The following is a 15,460-nucleotide window of genomic DNA, read 5'->3' as shown; positions in this document are numbered from 1 at the left end:
AAGGACCACCTTTACATGGATTGGCTGACCAAGCGTGGCATAGATAAGGCTTTTACTGATGTCATGGTTTGCTTGATTACGTTTATAGCTGCGACAATGGTGCAGATTAAAAGCAAGCTATTGAATACGGCTGCTTAGTTGTTATAACCCCAAAAAGGTTTGTTAAATTTGTTGTTATTTGTGCTATAAGAAGCCATAGGTGGTTTTTTGCGCTTTTTTTGCGTTAGGTTTGATCATATACCTGTATTACGCCATGAAACAAGCTAATTCTTGTTTTGGCTTGTGTTTATCGGTTGTTAGCTTTTGGTGTTTTGGTTCGGAATGTTAATTTTGCAATTGGCTCAGTTTACGGTTACGATAGTTGTGATGCGGTGGCAGCACCGACCACATACAATTATAAAAGGGGGATGTATCAGTGAGTTTGCAGGATATCATTGCGGGATTAGAGGCTAAATTAAACGCCGATCCGTCCAAAATGGCCGGTGTCACGGCGACCTACCAGTTCAAGCTGTCCGGCGAAGGCGGCGGTGACTACAATGTTGTTTTCACCGATGGTGCCGCACAACTAAACCAGGGTGTGGCGGATAAGCCCGATATCACCATTGCCATGGAAGCGGCTGATTTTAAAGACCTGATAGAGGGCAAAATGGATGCCATGAGTGCCTTTATGACCGGAAAATTACGGGTTGAGGGTGATATGTCGCTGGCCATGCGCCTGCAGGCGTTACTGGGGTAATTTAAATTTTTATATTGCGATTCAGGCGGGTCGTTTAAATGGTCTTTAAACGACCCGCCGTTATTTTACATTGCATTGCGAGCCCGGCATTTTAAAAAGCTAAATAAACATAAGGGAAATTAATGAAAAGGTTGCAGGAATATGCCGGTATAAGCAGAAACATTTGGATAATACTTTAAATAAATTACCATGTAAGGAGATGATTAGATGCCCAATAGTGTAAAATGGCTGGGACACGCGGCGTGTCAGGTTACCACCACCGGCGGCTGTGTTATTCTCATTGATCCCTGGATTACCGGCAATCCCGGTTGTCCGGTAAAGAAGGAAGACATTGGCAAGGTCGACATTATTTTAGTCACCCACGATCACTTTGATCACATGGGAACGGATATACCTGACCTGGTCCGGGCTACCGGTGCCAAGGTGATTGGCCAGCCCGAATTGGTGGGCATCCTGCAAGAGGCCGGAGTCCCTGCTGAAAATACTGTGGGTATGAATATTGGCGGTCAGGTGGAGGTGGCGGGCATCAAGGTGACCATGACCCAGGCCTTCCATTCCGCAACGGCCGGTGATGCCGTTGGTTATATTATAACCCTGGAGGACGGCAAAACAATTTACCATGCCGGGGACACTGGCATATTTGCCAGTATGGAACTACTGGGCCGAATATATTCCATCGACCTGGCCCTTTTACCCATCGGCAGCGTTTATGTCATGGACCCGCTGCAGGCGGCTTACAGCCTGACACTGCTCAAACCCGGCAAGGTGGTTCCCATTCACTATGGCACTTTCCCCGTTTTGGTGCAAGATGCCGGTGAATTTGTGAAACTGGCCGGCGAAAAGGCCCCCGGGGTGCCGGTGGAGGTGTTAAAGCCGGGACAGGAGATAGTTATATAATTGCCCACTGGCAGACTTTAACCCGGTCTTAATGGCCGGGTTTTTAAGGGTTGGATAAGTGGGCTTACAGGTGTTTTAACAAAGGAAAAATCTAAATATTGCCTAATATTAAAATAGTAGTTTAATTTGCAACAGTAGGTGATAATAATATGCTCAAAGGGATTCGTGTGCTGGATCTGACCCGGCTGCTGCCGGGTCCCTATGCCACTATGCTGCTGGGTGACCTGGGGGCCGAGATCATTAAAGTTGAAGAACCCGGGACCGGAGATTACATGCGTGGGTTTTTGCCCCGGGTGGACGGGGTCAGTGTATTTTTTCTGGCAGTAAATCGCAATAAAAAGAGTATCACGCTGAATTTGAAAAAAGAGCGGGGTAAGGAAATTTTCCTGGCGCTGGCCAGGGAGGCCGATGTGATTATTGAAGGCTTTCGTCCCGGTGTTATGCAGGGATTGGGCCTCGATTATGAGGCCGTACGGCAGGTTAACCCCGGTATAGTGTACTGTTCCCTTTCGGGTTACGGGCAGAACGGTCCCTACCGGGACCGGGCCGGGCATGATATTAACTACCTGTCGGTCAGCGGTGTGCTGGGCATCACCGGGGTCAGGGATGCCCAGCCCGTAGTACCGGGGGTGCAGGTGGCCGATCTCACCGGAGGCATGTTCGCCGTAATCGGTATTTTGTCCGCGTTGTGGCAAAAGCAGCGGGAGGGGCAGGGTGCCTATCTGGATTTATCCATGACCGACGGGTTGTTTTCCATGATGTCCATTCACCTGGCCAATCTCATGGCCATCGGGACGCCGGCGGCCCGGGGGAATATGATGCTGTGCGGCGCCCTGACCTGTTATAATGTCTACCGCACCATGGATAATGGCTACGTGGCGCTGGGGGCGCTGGAGGCCAAGTTCTGGCAGAACTTCTGCCGTGCCCTGGGCCGGGAGGATCTGGTTTCCGGCCATTCTTCCCGGGCTGTGGAAGATGATCCGGTATACCGGGAGGTAAGGGAAATCTTTCTTTCCCATACCAGGGACTGGTGGCGGGATTTCGGCGAAAAGGTGGACTGCTGTCTGACACCGGTGGACACTGCGGAGGAAGTATTGGAAGGTGAGTATGCCCGCAGTCGGGGGCTGATCATTGATGTGGCCCGTCCCGGTGGGGGCATGTTGCGCCAGGTGCGCCACCCCCTGGTCGTTGATGGCGTGCCCGTTAATAAAGCGCTGTGTCCACCTGCTTTGGGCGAGCACAATGCCGAGCTGTACGGCGCACTGGGGCTGGACCGGGAGGAACTGGCCCTGTTGAAGGAGCAAGGGGTTATTTAAAATACCATAATTACCTAATGGTGCCGGGATAACACGGAGCCGATTTTACCTGTACGACATAATTTTTATACACATGCTTTTTCACCAGCGGGAAATAATATACCCGGAGGTGTTTTGCGGTGGAACTCGGGGTATCGTGGCACCAGTGGAAAAAAATGCTGCACCATGCTGTAAATGCTGCCGAGGCAGTGGGTATGTCAGACGAGCGTATTAATGACATAGCTTGCCGGGTGGGGCAATTTCTGGCCGAAAAAGTGGACCCCGGCAACCGGGAACAGCGGCTGCTTAATGAATTGTGGAGCGAGGCCCGGGAGGACGAAAAAAAGGTGCTGGCCGGTCTGATCATACGCATGGTGGATAAGACCGAGAAAATGTAACCGGCTCCCGAAATAACCACGGTAATACGCAGTTACCAGGGGGGAGCGAAGGGAAGTTATTAACCTAGATAACCGGCAGAACTTGCAGCGGTATACCCCGGGCTTCGCGGTCACGGGATTCTTCCTCAACAAAATCCCGTATGCGCTGGTCTTTAAGCATTAACAGCCATGCTGTATTTACCGTTTGAATAAATTTTTTCTGCAATGGCTGCCCCGTGGCTATTAGGGGGCACTGGTAGGGCAAATCCAGGGTTTCGTAAATGAGCAGCAGCCGGCCGTCCTGCTGTAAATGGGGTGCCAGGGGGAAAAAACGGCAGGCCAGCGGGCGTGCCTCCCGGGGGCATGACCCGTTGCAGCGCACAAAATATACCGGGTTGGGCCAGGAGGCCGGGAAAAGCTGCTCGGCGGGGTCCTGGGCCTCCCAATGAAGCCAGTTTTCCCGGCGGGTAAACATAACTTCCTCCCCGGGGAACAAATATATACCCAGGTCATTACGCGGGCCGGGCCGGCAGCACACGCTGTCGCAAAGGGTGCCGCAGTTTTCCCGCAGCGGCGTCGGCCCGGCTGTTATACGGTAAAGATAATGATAGTCTTCGGGGGTTAGAAAAGTGTTGAATGTGTTTGGGTTTTCAGGATTTGACATTACCCGCCGTACCTCCTTTCAGTTTGTTCAGAACCCCGTACCGAGATCCCTTGCAAATTTGCGCGTTGGTGCTCGCTAATTGCCGTATAGCCTTCAACCACCGAAGACAACCTTTGCAACCAGCTCCTTTAGTATGATCGCTTTTATTTTCCAGGCAGCCGGTCCTTTCATATGGATGGTATTACTGTGCCGCCAGTTCATCCTTTAACATTTCGGCTTCCCGGTAGTTATCCATTAAAATTTCCACAATCTCACCGTCTATGCTGTTTGATTTCACCATCCGGTTCATAATCTCCGCCACCTGGGGCCGGGGTAAACCCCGGCGGTACGGGCGGTCCTCCGCCAGGGCGCTGAATATATCGGCTACAGCCATAATGCGGGAACCGGTGGGTAAATCCGCGGCCGTCAAGTGAAAGGGGTAGCCCTCCCCGTTTAATTTTTCATGGTGGTAAGCCGCCCAGCGGGTGATTTCCTCAAAACCGTCAATCATATTTAAAATTTGATAAGTAATGTAAGTATGCTGCTTAATGGCATTATACTCCCGTTTATCCAACCCGGAGGGTTTCTCCAGTATTTCCTCGGGGATACTCAGCTTGCCGAGATCGTGAAGTAATCCGGCCACGTACATATTTTTTCTCTCCCGGCTGGTAAACCCGGCTTTACCAGCCAGCAAAGCTGCCGTGTTGGCCACCAGCCGGGAGTGACGGTGGGTAAAGGGGCTTTTGCTGTCAATTATCTCCGCGAAAATTTCACTTACGCCGATGATCTCTTCCTGGCCGGTGACCGCCGGGCAGGTGCTCAGGCGGCTGTCCAGGATGGAGTCTATAAACTGTGAGGTAAGATCCAGCCACAGGCTTTCCTTGCGGGCTGCCCTGTTAAAGGCGTTTACCAGTTCCGGATCGAACATGGTGCCCGAGTGGTTGTTTATTCGGCGCACTATATCTTCCCGGTTGTCCAGAATGCCGCCCGGTTGTTGGGCCAGTACATCCACCCGGTCGGCCAGGAAAATAATCCGGCTGTGCAGGGGAATGGCATTACCCGCCAGCCCGGAGGGGTTTTGGCCGTCCCAGCGGTCGTGATGGTGCAATATTGTTTCAGCCAGCGGTGCCAGTACGGGCATAGTGTTAAGTAACCGGTAGCCCCTTTCGCAGTGCTGCCAGGGTTTTATGGTCTCGAATTTTTCCAGGTCGGCTTTTTCACTAAAGGTGCTGGTTCCGGCATCGTGGATTACAGCGCTGCAGTAAAGCTGCGGCAATGTGTTGGGTTCCAGCTGCATTTCCTCGGCCAGGTAAGAACAAATTAAAGCCACCCGCTGGTGGTGGCGCATTAAACCGTTGCGGTTGTAATCCATGGCCAGGGATAGGGCACGTAATAGTTTGTATAGCCCCAATTGTGGGGTTATGGATGAATTAACAGTGGCGTGCAATTGGAAAACCTCCGGTATCATCGTTGCATTGCTTGCTCATTAGATAAAGTATATACAGATCGTTAAATACAGGCAACACTTATCCGTACATGCTTAAAAACCGCAGTGTCTTTATGACACCGCGGTTTTTGCCTCCGCCACCTGCGCCTGGCTGTCAAAAACCTGCTGGTACTGTTCCATGGTCATTAGCACGGCGCGGGGTTTGCTGCCTTCGAAGCCGCCCACGATACCGCGTCGCTCCATGATATCAACCAGGCGGGCGGCCCGGGAATAACCGATGTGCAGCCTGCGCTGCAGCATGGAGATGGAAGCTGTGCCGCTTTCAATAAATATTTTGGCGGCCTGGGGCAGCAGCTCGTCGCTTTCCTCCATTTCCACCGCCTCGCCCCCGGGCTGCTCCTCCAGCACTGCTTCGTTATAGACCGGCCGGGCCTGGTCTTTAAGGAAGTCCACCAGGTTTTCCACATCCTTGTCTGAGATATAGGCTCCCTGCACCCGTACCGGCTTGGCCGCGCCCACCGGATAAAACAGCATGTCACCTTTGCCCAGCAGTTTTTCCGCCCCCCCCATATCCAGGATGGTGCGGGAGTCGGTCTGGCTGGAAACCGCAAAGGATAAGCGTGAGGGTATGTTGGCTTTAATAAGGCCGGTGATTACATCCACCGAAGGCCGCTGGGTGGCCACCACCAGGTGAATACCCGCCGCCCGGGCCATCTGGGCTAGGCGGCAAATGGCGTCCTCCACATCGGCCGGCGCCACCATCATCAAATCAGCCAGCTCATCAATAATCACCACTATGTAAGGTAGCGGACTTTGCCCCGGTTCCCGCTCAAATTCTCCGAACAAGGCATTGTAGCGGGTGATATCCCGTACCCCGGCCGCAGCGAACATATCATAGCGGGACTCCATTTCCCGGACGGCCCAGCGCAGCGCCCCGGCCGCTTTTTTGGCATTGGTCACCACCGGGCTGACCAGGTGGGGAATACCGTTGTAGTTGGCCAGCTCCACCATTTTGGGGTCCACCATTAAAAATTTAACCTCATCAGGTGTGGCTTTATAAAGAATACTGCAAATCAGCGTGTTTACACACACGCTTTTACCCGATCCGGTGGCCCCGGCGATGAGCAGGTGCGGCATTTTAGCTAGGTCCGCCGTTACCGCAGTACCGGCAATGTCTTTACCCAGGGCGATGGTGAGCCGGGAGGTTGAACCGGTAAAGGATTTGTCCTCCAGTAATTCACGCAGCGCCACGGCGGCGATTTCACCGTTGGGCACCTCGATGCCCACCGCTGCCTTGCCCGGTATGGGGGCTTCAATACGTACCCCGGCGGAGGCCATGCCCAGGGCAATATCGTCTGCTAGACCTACAATTTTGCTTACTTTTACACCCGGCGGTGGCTGCAACTCATACCTGGTGATGGAAGGGCCTACAGAAACGTGGGTGACCCGGGCTTTAATGCCGAAACTGTCCAGTATTTGCTCCAGCACTTTAATGCGTTGATTAACGTCTTTGCCGGCCTGGTTATCGGATCTGGCCGGCACGGGGGCCAGCAAGCTCAGAGGGGGAAGGTGGTACTCGGAGCCTCCGGTTGCCGTGTTGACCCGCGGTGCCGGTATATCTTCAGACTGTTCTTCGGTTGATTCACCATGCCCCTGGCACATTCCCGGCTGTAGTTCTTCCGGCGCGATCCGGTCCGTCTCCCGGCCGTTTTGGGCACCGCCGGTCCGGGCTACTTCAATAACCGGTGGTGTAAAATCCCCGGTCAACTGCAGCGGGTCCTCATTTCCGGTTAAACCGGCCTCCGGGGCCGGGCGGTCTGTTTTCCCCCGGTGGGGCCGGGTTTCATCCACTTCGGTAAATAAAAAGTTTATGATCATGTTACCCAGCCGGGCTGCCACAGTTTTTATCCTCAACCAGCTGTTTGCCGCCAGTTCTTTGATGGATGCACCGGTGCAAAGGGCGACGCCCACTAAAATTAACAATACCAGAAAAATATATGTGCCCACGGTGCCAAAACCGTATTTCAAGGCGTATCCCAGTGCGGCGCCGGATACCCCGCCGCCTTGTCCCGCCAGCCCGGCGGGGAATGACTGGGACATGGGTATATTCCGGTGTAAAAATATCTGCAAGCTGCCGAACAGAACCAGCAGCCCCCAAAAACGGCTGTTTACCTGCCACCTGTTGCGGCTCATCAGCTTGAGGCCAATGGGTATTAACAGCAGCAAAAAGACCACATAACCCGAACCCGCCAGTATTCTCATGCCTTTTTTAATCAGTAATCCAACTGTACCGACAGCGCCCACGGCACTTGTAAATAAGCCGGCCAAACCAATTAATGATAGTGCAATAAGAGTAAGCCCGGCTATATCCAGCATAATGTTCGAGCCTGAATTTTGGGCAGTGGTTTTCTTTTTTGCGGATTTTGTCAAAACAGGCTCCTCCTTTGGAGCATTTTAGGGGATTATCTCATTTAGAAGCTTACCATAAAATGGTCGCCGGGGCAAGTAAAGCGAGAAAATGCACCTGCGTGAGCCAGCCAGCGTAGAGATTATATAATGGATCCCACATGGACTTTTCGAACAGCTCTTTACGTTTAACCGGTTGATCTGTTTTATTGGGTTTAACCCGTGTGGGGTGGGTTTTTGACGCAAAAAATGAAATTTGTGCCTGTATAAAAGGATTTTGGGTGCTTTCATCGAACTTACTATTAACAATTGTATAATAGCATTAAGTGGAAATTCGGGGTGTGATTCTTGCTGAATGAAAATGGCAATCGAATAAATGAATTTATGGCCCTGGAAGATATAAAAAGTGTGATAATTCAGGCATCGCCCTGTGGTGTGCTCATTGTTGACAAAGACGGCATAATAATCGGCTATAATGATACTTTCAAGAAGCACAGGGCTGTTCGGCATGAAAAGCTAATCAACAGAAAGCTGGAGGATATTTTTTTTCTGGGGAAAAGGAAGGACGAGCAGGGAAATTTCCTAGATCCTCTACTGGAAACCCTGGAAACTGGGCGGGCTTCGTCGGGCGAACTTGAATTGTATATAAGCTTTTTGCATGATACAGCCATCTGCCGGGTTTGGTCCGCGCCAATCCGGGATAAAGATGGCAGGTTTATCGGTGCCTGTGGGGTGTACTATGACTTAACACCCTATCGCCGGAAAAAGAAACAACTGGAGGAAGTTAATCATATACTGGTACAAACCAGTGCTCAACTTTATAACCAGCACATGGAGACCATCAGGGCCTTTGCCAACGCCATTGCGGCCAGGGATAATTACACCCGCTGGCACTCGGAAAAGGTGGCCGAATATGCCCAGCAGATATGTTACGGGCTGGGTGTCGATGAACAAACGGCCAATATGGCCTACCTGGCCGGGCTATTGCATGATGTGGGGAAAATCGGTGTTCCCGAAGCTATACTCACCAAACCGGGCCGGCTTACCCAGTCCGAGTTTGATATTATAAAAAAACACCCCAATATTGGCGTGGCTATACTGGATTCCATGCAGAACATGAAGGATATTCTAACAATTATTAAACACCACCATGAGCGGTATGATGGCCGTGGTTATCCCGACTGCCTGAAGGGAGACGATATTCCACTGCTCAGCAGGGTGTTGGCGGTGGCGGACTCCTTTGATGCCATGACCTCGGATCGCAGTTACCGCAAGGCCTTTCCCATGGAAAAGGCCATTGCGGAAATTAAAAACAATGCCGGTACTCAATTTGACCCCGAGGTGGTGCGCTCTTTTTTGGCTATGGTGCAGGATCACTGGATCACCGGGTAATAAGGGAGGAGTTTGTAATAACAAAACAGGCTGCTTTTCAAGCTCTGGTGCCGGGTGTTGAAAGTCAAAGGACTTTCAACACCCGGCACCACCGGAGATGGCTTGTCTTTTGTTTGCCCCGGTGGGGTTTGCCCGGGCAATGGCTGCTATACTTGTGGCGGTATACACTGCAAGACACGGCGTCTGAACATGCCCCGGTCAGCTCTCCAGGGGGAGCTTTTTTTTATGCAGTATATACATGCCTGCAAGACCCACCACTATTAATATTATGCTGGCCAATTGGGCTACCCGTATAGGGCCCAGCATTAAGCTGTCGGTACGCAACGATTCCACAAAGAAACGGCCGGTGGAATAAAGGATCAGGTAAAGAAAGGCGATTTCGCCGTCTGCCTTTTTTCGCGGCCATCTCCAGGTAAGGACTGTAAACACCACCAGATTCCATATCGATTCGTAAAGGAATGTGGGGTGGTAGTACTGCCCCCCGATATACATCTGCTCTTTGATAAAGGCCGGAAAATGGTTGATAAATGTCTCGGTTACCGGGCCGCCGTGGGCCTCCTGGTTAATAAAATTGCCCCAGCGCCCTATGGCTTGTCCCAGTATTAAACTGGGGGCTATAATGTCGGCGGTTTGCCAGGGGGAAATCCCGTACCGCCGGACATAAAACAACCCGGCCAGCAAGCCGCCGATAATACCGCCGTGGATGGCCAGCCCGCCGTGCCAGATGGCCAGGGCCTCCAGGGGCTCAAGCCGGTAATTATCCCAGGTGAATATAACATAGTAAAGCCGGGCCCCGATAATGGATGCCGGTATGATCAGGGTTACCATATTCAGTATGTGGTTGGGGTCAATGCCGTTTTGTTCCGCTCTCCGGTAAGCCAGCCAAATTCCCAGCAAAAAGGCGGTGGCCATGATAACGCCGTACCATCTGATTGTCAAGGAGCCGATTTGTACGGCTACGGGGTCGATCATCAAAAAATCCTCCTTCAAGGTGCCTGGCACTTTATGTAAAATCATGATAACGGTACCGTTGGGACGGGTACTGCAATATTAGTTTAAAATCGCCGGTTTTAGGGGCGATATTGGATTGGCCGGGCAGCGACCGGGGGACTAAAACCCGGTGACCAAATCCATAAACCAGGCCTGCTGGCCCGTGATAACAAAATACAACCATATTTGTGCCAGCATAATGACCGGTATGCCTATGGTAAAGGTAATGTGTTTGGTCTTATGGTGAAAAATGTACATGCCGGCTAGTGCCCCGGCGGCTCCACCCGCTAACGCCGCCATAAACAGCGTTTTTTCCGGGATCCGGAACAACCGGTGCCGGGCGCGGTATTTATCCAGCCCGAAAAGTATAAAGGATATTAAATTGGTAATTGTTAAATATATTGTTAACATGCTCAATGCCCCGTATACCTTCAGTTAGTAATGATGTTAGTTGGATCGCCAGCGGCTGCCTTAATGGTGCGGGCTTTTTTTGACAATTTTAACCGCCCTGTTTACCATTTGTAAAGCGTCTATGCGGTACTGGGCCAGGCTGGATTTAACGCTTTCACCTTCTGCGGTAACAACATAGGTGGGCGGCAGGTTGTTCAGGGCGATGGCCGCAATATCCAGCCTGCACCTGGTACAGTTGCAAACATTATTTTGTTCTATTAGCTCGTCAATTATCTCAAATACCAGCAATTCCATTACGTTGACAAGGCGCATATTACCATTAACCCTCCTTTTGCCAAATATTTGTTGAGGTTATTACTATGGGCAGGTCGTGTTGCAAAGCTTTTTTACGTACTTGACAATTATATAATTAGTTTATATTATATTTTTTGTAAAATGCAATATTAATAGAAGATTTGAGTTGAGTTGAGCAATTTTTTTCCAGATGAGCTTAGATGAGTATTGTTGTCACGCAAAAAGTGCGGCACTCATTTGAGTGCCGCTTTTTACATGGTATAAGGATTATTCCCTGGCAGGGTTTTGGTGGCAAGGTGCTCACGAGCATTAAGGAGGTAAATCATGATCAAGCCCGGTTTGGAAGATTACCTGACTTTAGCCCGGCAGTATAACCTGATTCCCGTATATACCGAGTTTATTGCCGATACCGAAACACCTATTACCCTGTTTATCAAGCTGGCCCAAAATGGTACGGCCTGTTTGCTGGAAAGCGTTGAAGGAGGACGGCACCTGGGGCGTTATTCCTTTATAGCCCTTGACCCGCTACTGGTTTACGAGTCCACCGGGGGCCGGGGAAAGATTACCTATCCAGGCTCGATAACCAGGCCGGCGGGCGGGTCGCCCTTTAAAACGCTGCATGACTTGTTACAATACTACCGGGTGCCGCCCGTGGCGGGATTGCCCCGCTTTTACGGCGGTGCAGTGGGCTACATGGCCTATGATGCGGTGCGTTCACTGGAAAGCCTGCCCGGGACACCCCGGGATGAAATGAATTTGCCCGATTGCTTGCAGTTTTTCCCCGGAACGGTGGCTGTTTTTGACCACGTGCGCCACACCGTAACTTTGGTGGCTAACTGTCCCCTGGACGGCACCGACCCCACCCGGGTATACCACCGGGCCGTGCAAAAACTGGCCCGGTTGCGTCAAGCCTTGGAAAAGCCGCTGCCTGCCCCGGGGAGATTTACCCTGCAGGGAGAAATCCGTGTGGATTTACCCGATGGCGAGTTTTGCCGGCGGGTGAAGCAAGCCCTGGAATATATCCGCTCTGGTGAAGTTATCCAGGTGGTGCTGTCGCGGCGCTATGCCATGGGTTTTAATGGTGACGACCTGGCGGTTTACCGGCGGTTGAGGAGTGTAAACCCTTCCCCATACATGTATTATTTAAAGGTGGGAGATATCAGGGTGATTGGCTCTTCACCGGAAATGCTGGTGCGGGTGGAGAATGGTGTGATAACCACCTGTCCCATTGCCGGTACCCGCCCCCGGGGCGACAGCCCGGCACGGGAAGAAGAACTGGCCCGGGAACTGCTGGCGGATGAAAAGGAAAGGGCGGAACACCTGATGCTGGTTGACCTGGGGCGCAACGACCTGGGGCGGGTCTGCCGGCCGGGTACCGTTAAAGTGCCCCGGTTTATGGACATTGAATATTTTTCCCACGTTATGCATATTGTTTCCCGGGTGGAGGGTAAGCTGTTGCCCGGTACCGGTGCCCTGGAGGCGCTGGCTTCCTGTTTCCCGGCCGGAACCGTCAGCGGGGCCCCCAAGGTTAGGGCCATGCAGATCATTGATGAACTGGAACCCTACCGCCGGGGTGTTTACGCTGGTGCCGTCGGGTATCTGGGCTTTAACGGTAATATGGATACTGCCATTGCCATCCGTACGCTGGTGATTAAAGACCGTACCGTATATATTCAAGCCGGAGCGGGTATCGTGGCCGACTCCCGTCCCTTAAACGAGTGTGCGGAGATAGCCAGTAAAGCCCGGGCTATGTTCAAGACGCTGGGGTTGGGGGAAGAAAGGTTGGTCGCCGGGTGATTTATTTTCCACCGGTTAATCTGCCAACTGTGATAAATCCCCGGCGGCAATTTTATTGGCTGTATCTCTTAAAAACAGCAGCGGCCGGACAAAATTTCTCTGCACATAATACCAGGCGGCCGCTGCAATTAATAAAAAGAAAGACAGCCCGGTATAAATAAATATCATATTGCGCCTGACCATTTCATTGCTGGCTGTTTCATACATGCCTGCAATTTTATCAAAGCGTTCCAACAGGCCGGAAGAGGCATTGTTAATTTCCGTCACTGCTGCGGGTGTGGGCTGGATCAGTGCTTCAGTAAAAATGTGTTTGTTCATTTCCCAATATTGTTCGGCTTCATTCAGGGCCGAGAGAATTGCTTCATTTTGCGTGGGCTCTATTAATACAGTCCGCCCGCTTAATTCTATGGTTCCGCCGTTAATCAATGTTTTTAATGATTTTTCCAGCGTTTCCATTTCCGCCGCCTGTTTTTCGGCTATTAAGCCGTCCTGTTGAATAATATAATTAAGTGTTTCTTTGGTCATTTTCTGGCTGATGGCCCTTTGTCGCCCGGCTAGATTGACGCGCGCTGCATCCGCTTGCTGGGCTTTAATCATGTTAGTGATCAAAAATATCTGGACCACTGTCATCAACAAGATAAATATAACAGGTATTAGTAGTTTCCATTTGATGCTAAGCCCGGATAGCATATCTTAACCCCCTTTGATGCCTTAAAAATCGTTATCATGTGCTGTCACTGATAGTGTGGTAGGCCAGTTTACCGAAAAACGACGTAAATTCCGGTTTAGCCCCGGAGAGATTTAGATGGTGAACCTCCCGGCCATTTTTTCAAGTTCAACCGACATATTGGAAAGCTGCTCAATATTGCTTGCGGTTTCTTGGAGCGTTGCACTCTGTTCCTGGGTGGAAGCAGCTATATTTTGAACGGCGTTGGAAACCTCACCGGTGGCAACCGCTACATCACTTACCTGCGAGTCAACTTCTTCTATACTTTGTAGAATTTCCTGAAAAGCTGACGATGCCCGGCCGGCTACTTCAAGGCCATGGTCAGTTTCCCTGGCCGATTCCTCCATAAGCTTGACGATCTCTTCTATATCATTGCTTATGCCTGAAATAAGAGTTTCTATTTCTTTGGTGGACGAGGAAGACTGCTCGGCTAGTTTGCGCACTTCCTCCGCCACAACGGCAAAACCACGCCCGTGTTCACCGGCTCTGGCGGCCTCAATAGCCGCGTTTAAGGCTAACAGGTTGGTTTGTTCAGCAATTCCATTGATTAAATTTAAAATATCGGTTATTCTTCTGGAAGCTTCGGCAAACCCATATACCTTTTGTACCGCCTGGCGGGTAACATCGTGCATGGCCTTGATTTGCCGGCTGACATCTTCCATGCTTTCTTTACCTGCATTGGCTAATTGTGCCGTCCGGTCGGCTCTTTCTTTAACGTTTTGCGCTTTTTCGGCCACGTCATCCATGCTGGATGATATCTGTACCGCCGCACTGGCGTTTTCCGTTGCCCCCTGGGATATTTGGTCCGTTATTAAAGATAGTTGTTCAGCTAAATGAGCTGCTTCCTTTGATTTTTCCACTACTTCCCCGATTAGTTGCCGCAGGTTTTTTTGCATTTGTGAAAAAGCAACTTTTAGTTGGCCAATTTCATCCAGTTTAATCTTGATCACCCCACATTTTATAGATATTCAAACTCTGGTTTTCCAAACTATGCCAGGTAAACCAGATCTGTTATTTATTAAAAATTTTAAACGGCTTATTCATATATTGCTGTTAACTGGATCACACAGGCAGGAATTAGTACGGTTAAATCTTTTTCGCATAACTGGGGGTAGGGAATAAAAATAAAGAAAAAGGTTATTGACAACCGTGGCCAGAAGTAGTATAGTCACTCTATCAACTGAATAGTAAAAAAATACTGTGACTATAAGTTTAGCCTTTAGATGAGTTTAGCAGAGTGGATTTTTTATTAATTTTTTGATTGGAGATGAGTTGAGCTGAGATGAGTGACGACGGGCATATTTTGACCGGCGCTCATTTGAGTGCCGGTTTTTTGCGTTTATCATACGTTCCAAGGGAAAGGCTGGTTGCATCATGCTGCTGATGATTGATAATTACGATTCATTTACCTATAACCTGGCTCAATACCTGTCCATGCTGGGAGAGACGGTGATGGTGCGGCGCAACGATGCCATTACCGTTGCCCAGGTGCGAGAACTCAAGCCCGATTACCTGGTTTTATCCCCGGGACCGGGACGGCCCGGCGAGGCCGGCATTATACTGCAGGCTGTGCGGGATTGTGCCGGTCAGTGGCCTATACTGGGGGTGTGCCTTGGCTTGCAGGCCATTGGCCATGCTTTCGGGGGCAGGGTGGTAAGGGCTGCAGCGCCTATGCACGGCAAAATATCCTTGATCCACCACGACGGTAAGTCGTTATTTAACGGCCTGCCCTCACCCTTTAAAGCAGTGCGTTATCACTCGCTGGTGGTGGAAAGGGAAACACTGCCGGATTGCCTGGAAGTGACCGCCTGGACCGAAGAGGGGGAGATCATGGGTCTGAGGCACCGCAGTTTACCGGTGGAGGGGGTGCAGTTCCACCCCGAATCCATGCTCAGCGAATACGGCATGGAACTGCTGGCCAACTTTTTAAAGGGGCCGGGCTTAAACTAGTTTAAAGTAATTTTATTAACTCACGTGACATAGCCTGGCGAGCAATCGGTAATATTTGGGCATTGAGGTATGTTTACGAGCTGAGAGGAGGAGAGCTT

15 protein-coding genes are annotated in these 15,460 nt (G+C 50.9%); 7 read left to right on the top strand and 8 right to left on the bottom strand.

The features are described 5' to 3' along the window. Positions 1-415: 415 nt before the first annotated feature. The 4 genes from LX24_RS07125 to LX24_RS07110 all read left to right on the top strand — a co-directional run bounded on the left by LX24_RS07125 (position 416) and on the right by LX24_RS07110 (position 3,326). Positions 416-736, top strand: a complete 321-nt coding sequence (locus LX24_RS07125; RefSeq protein ID WP_243131656.1) for an SCP2 sterol-binding domain-containing protein — start codon at positions 416-418, stop codon at positions 734-736. Between the two features lie 207 nt (positions 737-943). After that, positions 944-1,633: a metal-dependent hydrolase gene (locus LX24_RS07120; protein WP_166511448.1), complete on the top strand. Its 690-nt coding sequence runs from the start codon at positions 944-946 to the stop codon at positions 1,631-1,633. A 149-nt stretch (positions 1,634-1,782) separates the two neighbouring features. Beyond that, positions 1,783-2,949 carry a CaiB/BaiF CoA transferase family protein gene (locus LX24_RS07115; RefSeq protein ID WP_166511447.1) on the top strand — a complete coding sequence of 389 codons (1,167 nt, stop codon included), beginning with the start codon at positions 1,783-1,785 and terminating at the stop codon, positions 2,947-2,949. 119 nt (positions 2,950-3,068) lie between these two features. Next, positions 3,069-3,326 (top strand): DUF3243 domain-containing protein, encoded by a 258-nt coding sequence (locus LX24_RS07110; RefSeq protein ID WP_166511446.1) that lies wholly within the window; start codon positions 3,069-3,071, stop codon positions 3,324-3,326. A gap of 64 nt (positions 3,327-3,390) precedes the next feature. On the opposite strand, the gene LX24_RS07105 is transcribed toward LX24_RS07110, so the two are convergent. From LX24_RS07105 to LX24_RS07095, 3 genes are all read right to left on the bottom strand, one after another. After that, positions 3,391-3,969, bottom strand: coding sequence for a hypothetical protein (locus tag LX24_RS07105; RefSeq protein ID WP_166511445.1), 579 nt, complete (start codon positions 3,967-3,969; stop codon positions 3,391-3,393). A 181-nt stretch (positions 3,970-4,150) separates the two neighbouring features. Further along, positions 4,151-5,395, bottom strand: a complete 1,245-nt coding sequence (locus tag LX24_RS07100) for an HD-GYP domain-containing protein (RefSeq protein ID WP_243131655.1) — start codon at positions 5,393-5,395, stop codon at positions 4,151-4,153. A 111-nt stretch (positions 5,396-5,506) separates the two neighbouring features. Beyond that, positions 5,507-7,825, bottom strand: coding sequence for an FtsK/SpoIIIE family DNA translocase (locus tag LX24_RS07095; RefSeq protein ID WP_423244327.1), 2,319 nt, complete (start codon positions 7,823-7,825; stop codon positions 5,507-5,509). Between the two features lie 324 nt (positions 7,826-8,149). On the opposite strand from LX24_RS07095, the gene LX24_RS07090 reads away from it, so the two are divergent. Next, positions 8,150-9,193, top strand: coding sequence for an HD domain-containing phosphohydrolase (locus LX24_RS07090; protein WP_166511443.1), 1,044 nt, complete (start codon positions 8,150-8,152; stop codon positions 9,191-9,193). Between the two features lie 198 nt (positions 9,194-9,391). Here LX24_RS07090 and lgt read toward each other — a convergent pair whose 3' ends face one another. The 3 genes from lgt to LX24_RS07075 form a co-directional block, all read right to left on the bottom strand. Then, positions 9,392-10,165 (bottom strand): prolipoprotein diacylglyceryl transferase, encoded by a 774-nt coding sequence (lgt, locus tag LX24_RS07085; RefSeq protein ID WP_166511442.1) that lies wholly within the window; start codon positions 10,163-10,165, stop codon positions 9,392-9,394. Positions 10,166-10,303: 138 nt separating this feature from the next. Further along, a complete protein-coding gene (locus LX24_RS07080; protein WP_166511441.1) occupies positions 10,304-10,594 on the bottom strand; it encodes a DUF1294 domain-containing protein in 291 nt (96 codons plus the stop codon). Between the two features lie 60 nt (positions 10,595-10,654). Further along, positions 10,655-10,906 (bottom strand): late competence development ComFB family protein, encoded by a 252-nt coding sequence (locus LX24_RS07075; RefSeq protein ID WP_166511440.1) that lies wholly within the window; start codon positions 10,904-10,906, stop codon positions 10,655-10,657. Between the two features lie 306 nt (positions 10,907-11,212). Between LX24_RS07075 and trpE the strand changes: the two genes are divergently transcribed. After that, the gene (gene trpE, locus LX24_RS07070; protein ID WP_166511439.1) at positions 11,213-12,685 is read left to right on the top strand and encodes an anthranilate synthase component I; all 1,473 of its coding nucleotides are present in this window, start codon (positions 11,213-11,215) and stop codon (positions 12,683-12,685) included. A 15-nt stretch (positions 12,686-12,700) separates the two neighbouring features. Here trpE and LX24_RS07065 read toward each other — a convergent pair whose 3' ends face one another. Together LX24_RS07065 and LX24_RS07060 are read right to left on the bottom strand one after the other, a co-directional pair. After that, on the bottom strand, positions 12,701-13,375 hold the full coding sequence (locus LX24_RS07065; RefSeq protein WP_166511438.1) for a type IV pili methyl-accepting chemotaxis transducer N-terminal domain-containing protein: 675 nt from the start codon (positions 13,373-13,375) through the stop codon (positions 12,701-12,703). A gap of 111 nt (positions 13,376-13,486) precedes the next feature. After that, positions 13,487-14,362: a methyl-accepting chemotaxis protein gene (locus LX24_RS07060; protein WP_207706550.1), complete on the bottom strand. Its 876-nt coding sequence runs from the start codon at positions 14,360-14,362 to the stop codon at positions 13,487-13,489. A 424-nt stretch (positions 14,363-14,786) separates the two neighbouring features. On the opposite strand from LX24_RS07060, the gene LX24_RS07055 reads away from it, so the two are divergent. Beyond that, the gene (locus LX24_RS07055; protein WP_166511437.1) at positions 14,787-15,362 is read left to right on the top strand and encodes an anthranilate synthase component II; all 576 of its coding nucleotides are present in this window, start codon (positions 14,787-14,789) and stop codon (positions 15,360-15,362) included. Positions 15,363-15,460: the final 98 nt, after the last annotated feature.

The organism is Desulfallas thermosapovorans DSM 6562, assembly GCF_008124625.1.
GTDB classification, from domain to species: domain Bacteria; phylum Bacillota; class Desulfotomaculia; order Desulfotomaculales; family Desulfallaceae; genus Sporotomaculum; species Sporotomaculum thermosapovorans.
This window is presented reverse-complemented; position numbering and strand designations above follow the sequence as displayed.

Excerpts from the sequence above, each read along its gene's own strand:
- LX24_RS07115 (WP_166511447.1), top strand. The coding sequence starts at position 1,783 with ATGCTCAAAGGGATTCGTGTGCTGGATCTGACCCGGCTGCTGCCGGGT.
- LX24_RS07075 (WP_166511440.1), bottom strand. The coding sequence starts at position 10,906 with ATGCGCCTTGTCAACGTAATGGAATTGCTGGTATTTGAGATAATTGAC.
- LX24_RS07080 (WP_166511441.1), bottom strand. The coding sequence starts at position 10,594 with ATGTTAACAATATATTTAACAATTACCAATTTAATATCCTTTATACTT.
- trpE (WP_166511439.1), top strand. The coding sequence starts at position 11,213 with ATGATCAAGCCCGGTTTGGAAGATTACCTGACTTTAGCCCGGCAGTAT.
- LX24_RS07065 (WP_166511438.1), bottom strand. The coding sequence starts at position 13,375 with ATGCTATCCGGGCTTAGCATCAAATGGAAACTACTAATACCTGTTATA.
- LX24_RS07105 (WP_166511445.1), bottom strand. The coding sequence starts at position 3,969 with ATGTCAAATCCTGAAAACCCAAACACATTCAACACTTTTCTAACCCCC.
- LX24_RS07055 (WP_166511437.1), top strand. The coding sequence starts at position 14,787 with ATGCTGCTGATGATTGATAATTACGATTCATTTACCTATAACCTGGCT.
- lgt (WP_166511442.1), bottom strand. The coding sequence starts at position 10,165 with ATGATCGACCCCGTAGCCGTACAAATCGGCTCCTTGACAATCAGATGG.
- LX24_RS07120 (WP_166511448.1), top strand. The coding sequence starts at position 944 with ATGCCCAATAGTGTAAAATGGCTGGGACACGCGGCGTGTCAGGTTACC.